Consider the following 5,517-nt stretch of genomic DNA (forward strand, 5'->3'; position numbering starts at 1 on the left):
CTTAGAGACCGAAAACCCTGTTGATTAGACACACTTCACCCTGAGGCTGACCATAATAAAATGACGATGCTTGTCCTTTACGTAGTGCACGCATGACTTCAATACCTTTAATTGTGGCATAAGCAGTCTTCATAGATTTGAATCCTAATGTGGCCCTGATGATTCGCTTTAACTTACCATGATCACATTCAATGACATTATTTTTATACTTAATCTGCCTGTGCTCAATATCTACTGGACATTTTCCTTCTCGCTTTAACCGTGATAAAGCATGGCCATAGGTCGCTGCTTTATCTGTATTGATGACCCGTGGAATTTGCCATTTTTTCACCGTATTGAAGATCTTTCCTAGAAAACTATAGGCTGATTTACTGTTCCGTCTAGCGGAAAGGTAAAAGTCAATCGTATGACCCCGTTGATCAACTGCACGATACAGGTAAGTCCATCGCCCCTTCACTTTGATATAAGTCTCATCCATATGCCATGAATGTAAATCTGTAGGATTACGCCAATACCAGCGTAACCGTTTTTCCATTTCTGGAGCATAACGCTGAACCCAACGATAAATTGTACTGTGATCCACATTTATGCCTCGTTCAGCGAGCATTTCTTGAAGTTCACGATAGCTGATGCCATATTTACAATACCAACGAACAGCCCAAAGAATGATTTCACCTTGAAAGTGCCGACCGTGGAAGGGATTCATCTGCTGTATCTCGAAATAAATAAGATATTTAGCTTATCATGTCAGCCTATTTGCAACAGTGCCTTATTTTGAATCATCTTGGTTATGAGATTACAGCTTCGACTGGTCGACCTCAAGAGTCAGAATATTTAACCTATCTAGGGGCGAGTGAAATTATTGATCGTATTGAATTATCTTCCCCAGGAAAGCCATTAAACAAAGAAGTTTGGGCTGGCGTAATTGATACTGTTGGAAGCCATACTTTAGCCAATGCATGTGCTAGTACAAAATATCGTGGTGCAGTTGCTGCGTGTGGTTTGGCAGGCGGAATGGATTTTCCAGCAACAGTTGCTCCATTTATTCTAAGAGGGATTACCTTATATGGAATTGATAGCGTGATGGCACCAATCGAATTAAGAAAAGAAGCATGGGAACGTTTGGCTACAGAATTAGATCAAACAAAATTAGAAACAGTAACGACTGAAATTCAGTTAACAGATGCTTTAAATATTTCAAATGAAATTTTAGATGGAAAAATTCGAGGTAGAGTTGTTGTACAGATATAGTTCAACAAAATGAGTTGTGGGACTGTTCTAAATTTTGTGTAAGTACTTAATTTTCATTTATCCTACTGAGGATAATAAAAAGAGGTACTTCACATGGATGAAGCTACAATCAAAAGTATGGCAGCTGAATTAGCTAAAGGTTTAAAAACTCCTGAAGATTTAAACCAAATGACAGCCATATTTAAAAAGTTCATGATCGAAACCGCTCTGAATACTGAGCTTTCTGAACATTTAGGCTATGAAAAGCATCAACCTAAGAAAGGATCTAATGCACGTAATGGTTTTAGCTCCAAAACAGTTCTAACACAAGATGGGCAGCTTGCTTTAGATATCCCTCGTGATCGTGATGGCTCTTTTGAACCACAGATTATTAAGAAGCATCAAACACGCATTACTAGCATGGATGATCAAATTCTTTCGCTATATGCGAAAGGAATGACAAATAGAGAAATTGTTGCTTTTTTAAAGAAATGTACGATGCCGATGTATCTGCCTCCCTTATTAGTAAGGTGACGGATGCTGTCATTGAACAAGTGACAGAATGGCAAAATAGAACACTCGATAGTCTTTATCCTGTTGTCTATTTAGATTGCATTGTTGTTAAGGTTCGTCAGCATTCAACAGTAATCAATAAATCAGTTTATTTAGCATTAGGCATTAACCTGGATGGCCAAAAAGAACTTCTTGGCATGTGGCTTGCTCAAACAGAAGGTTCCAAATTCTGGCTGTCAGTCATGACAGAGCTTAAAAATCGAGGAGTGCAAGATATTCTTGTAGCCTGCCTTGCGAAGCAGCGCTTCTCAGGACTAAAAGGCTTTCCTGATGCGATAGCCTCTGTCTACCCTCATACTGATATCCAGCTGTGTATCGTACATGTTGTACGCAATAGCCTGAGATTTGTGAGCTGGAAGGACTACAAAGCTGTAACAGCAGGATTGAAGGCGATCTATCAGGCAAGTACAGAGGAAAATGCTTTAAAGCCCCTAGATATCTTCTGCGATCAATGGAATCACCAGTATTCAAAAATTGGAGAATCCTGGCGGGCAAATTGGGAAAATATCCGAACGATCTTTAGCTATCCTGCTGAAATACGTCATGCGATTTATACAACAAATGCAATTGAATCATTGAATAGCGTGATCCGCCATTCAACTAAAAAGAGAAAGATCTTCTCTTCTGATGATTCAGTGAAAAAGGTCATTTATTTAGCAACTTCAAATGCTGCTAAAAAATGGACCATGCCAATTCAAAATTGGCGTTTAGCAATGAATTGGTTTACGATTCAGTTCGATGATCGATTAAAAGATCATTTATAAAAAATGAGACTTACACAAAATAATTTACAGGCTCGTAGAAACATGAAAATACATTCTTTTGGTGAACACAATAACATTACTTTATCTAATAATTGTATTGAAGTTCGAGGTGCACGTGAGCATAACCTTAAGGATGTAGATGTTTCTATCCCAAGAAATGCACTTGTTGTTTTCTCAGGTGTATCGGGTTCAGGAAAATCATCACTTGCTTTTGGAACTATTTTTGCTGAAGCACAAAGAAGATATTTCGAATCTGTTGCACCTTATGCAAGACGCTTAATAGATCAGGCCGGAGTACCAGATGTTGATGCTATTGATGGTCTACCACCAGCAGTAGCATTGCAACAACAACGTGGTGCAAGTAATACCCGTTCTTCTGTTGGAAGTGTAACAACTTTATCAAGTCTCGTGCGAATGATTTATTCGCGTGCTGGTGCATATCCTGCCGATCAGCCAATGTTATATGCCGAGGACTTTTCACCGAACACTCCTCAAGGTGCTTGTCCTACCTGTCATGGTTTAGGTCACATTTATGAAGTTACAGAATCGACAATGGTTCCTGACCCAACACTCAGTATTCGTGAGAGAGCTATCGCATCATGGCCACCTGCTTGGCACGGGCAAAACTTACGCGATATCCTAGTAACCCTAGGGTATGATGTCGATCGACCATGGAAAGATTTACCGCAATCGGATAGAGACTGGATTTTATTTACTGAAGAAACCCCAACAGTTCCTGTCTATGCTGGTTTAAGCCCCGCTGAGACTCAATCTGCACTTAAACGTAAACTAGAACCCAGCTATATGGGCACTTTCACTGGTGCTCGTCGCTATGTCCTTCATACTTTTGCTAATACCCAAAGTACGTTGATGAAAAAACGTGTTTCACGTTTTATGGAAGGAAAAATATGCCCTTCCTGTCATGGTAAACGCCTTAAACCAGAAGCCTTATCTATTACCTTTGCTGGAGTAGATATTGGTGAGTTTATGCAACTTTCTTTGGATAAGTTAACTTGCCTGCTTGAGCCCATTGTTCTTGGCAATTTCGACGCTCATGATGCTGGAGAAAAGACTAATAATAAAGTAACCCAACTTGATAGATCCGAACGAGCAACAACAGGTAGAGCAGTGCATTCTGTATCTCCAGATGTAAGACGTACGTCAGCACTTTCAGATGAAAAGAAAATTGCTGCGCAGCGTTTAGCAAATGGTGTGGTGGGGCGTTTAAATCAATTACGCCAGTTAGGTCTTGGTTATCTAACATTAGATAGAGCCACACCGACTCTTTCAGCGGGAGAGTTACAACGTTTGCGTTTAGCAACACAATTAAGTTCTATGCTATTTGGTGTAGTTTATGTACTGGATGAACCGTCTGCTGGATTACATCCTTCAGATAGTCAGTCATTATATGATTCTCTCGATAAATTAAGAGACGCTGGAAACTCCGTATTTGTTGTAGAGCATGATTTAGAGCTCATGCGTCGTGCTCAATGGTTAGTGGATGTTGGACCAGATGCAGGAGAGCAAGGTGGTAATATTTTATATAGTGGAGTACCTCAGGGTTTAAGTGAGATTTCAGCTTCACGTACTGCAAGTTATTTATTTAATAAAATCCCAGTTACTCAAAGTTATGGACGTACACCCTCTGGTTGGCTTGAACTTAACAATATTTACCGACATAACCTGCATAATATTGATGCTCGTATACCTCTTGGTGTACTTACAGCAGTTACAGGTATTTCAGGTTCAGGTAAATCTAGTCTCGTTTCTCAAGCTTTACCCGAGTTAGTACTTTCATATTTAGGCAATGAATCTGAAACTGAAAACAATAATGAAAATAATCCTTTAAATGAAGGAATGTTGGTTACCGAGGTTACACAGGGTTCTCTGGCTGGTGATGTGGAGGCTATACAGCGTCTGGTACAGGTTGATCAAAAACCAATTGGCCGTACTCCACGTTCTAATCTGGCAACTTATACGGGTTTATTTGATCATGTTAGAAAGTTATTTGCTGGGACTCCTGAAGCTCGCCAAGCTCATTATGATGCTGGACGTTTTTCGTTTAATGTGGCTAAAGGGCGATGTGAAACTTGTGAAGGTGAAGGCTTTGTCAGTGTAGAATTATTGTTTATGCCAAGTGTATATGCCCCTTGTCCGACATGTCATGGTGCTCGATATAATGATGACACTCTGAAAATTCGCTGGAATGGACGTAATATTGCTGAAGTATTAGGAATGACCGTCAATGAAGCACGTGATTTTTTTGATGGAGAGGTCTCGATTGCTCGTTCACTACAATTATTAAAGGAAATTGGCCTTGGTTATTTACGTTTAGGGCAACCAGCGACTGAACTATCTGGTGGAGAAGCGCAACGTATTAAATTGGCGACCGAGCTGCAACGCAATCAGCGTGGAAATACACTGTATATACTTGATGAGCCAACTACAGGTTTGCATCCATCAGATGTAGATCGATTGTTAGTTCAATTGCAGCGATTAGTCGATGCGGGTAATACCGTGGTTATGATTGAGCATGATATGCGTGCCGTTGCACAAGCAGATTGGGTGATTGATGTGGGACCAGGTGCTGGAAATGCTGGTGGGAATATTGTTGTGGCAGGAACACCAAAACAAATAACAGAAAATCAAGATAGTCGTACTGCTCCATATTTAGTTAATGAGTTAGTGAGTCGTGATACTAAACGTTGATATTGCGAGTGGGTAGAATAAAACCTTAAATTAAAAGCCTGTAAAATCAATCAGATATTTTTTTGTTTTAGGTGGTGTGTGAGCATGAAATCTAAAAGTTTTTTTCAACTAAGGGCTTTGTTGCACAAACCTATCTGTAACGGCTTTTTCAGCGATATAATTTTCAAATGAAGAAGCCTACACAGAAAATCTACCGCACAACCAATTGGCCCGCATATAACCGAGCACTCATGAGTCGCGG

The 5,517-nt window shown here is 40.0% G+C and carries 2 protein-coding genes and 2 pseudogenes; 3 read left to right on the forward strand and 1 reads right to left on the reverse strand.

Features of this window, described 5'->3' with window-relative positions:
• Position 1 precedes the first annotated feature (1 nt).
• Complete coding sequence (locus ADA42_RS07380) at positions 2–706, reverse strand: IS6-like element IS1008 family transposase (protein WP_001067783.1); 705 nt, start codon at positions 704–706, stop codon at positions 2–4.
• A 62-nt stretch (positions 707–768) separates the two neighbouring features.
• Here ADA42_RS07380 and ADA42_RS07385 point away from each other — a divergent pair.
• The 3 genes and pseudogenes from ADA42_RS07385 to ADA42_RS07400 all read left to right on the forward strand — a co-directional run.
• A pseudogene (locus tag ADA42_RS07385) lies at positions 769–1,251 on the forward strand (zinc-binding dehydrogenase); the annotation flags it as partial.
• A gap of 93 nt (positions 1,252–1,344) precedes the next feature.
• Positions 1,345–2,567: pseudogene (locus tag ADA42_RS07395) on the forward strand (IS256 family transposase).
• A gap of 42 nt (positions 2,568–2,609) precedes the next feature.
• Positions 2,610–5,276 (forward strand): excinuclease ABC subunit UvrA, encoded by a 2,667-nt coding sequence (locus ADA42_RS07400; protein WP_004979617.1) that lies wholly within the window; start codon positions 2,610–2,612, stop codon positions 5,274–5,276.
• Positions 5,277–5,517 lie beyond the last annotated feature (241 nt).

It is taken from the genome of Acinetobacter sp. 243_ASPC (assembly GCF_001054715.1).
GTDB classification, from domain to species: Bacteria; Pseudomonadota; Gammaproteobacteria; order Pseudomonadales; family Moraxellaceae; genus Acinetobacter; species Acinetobacter soli.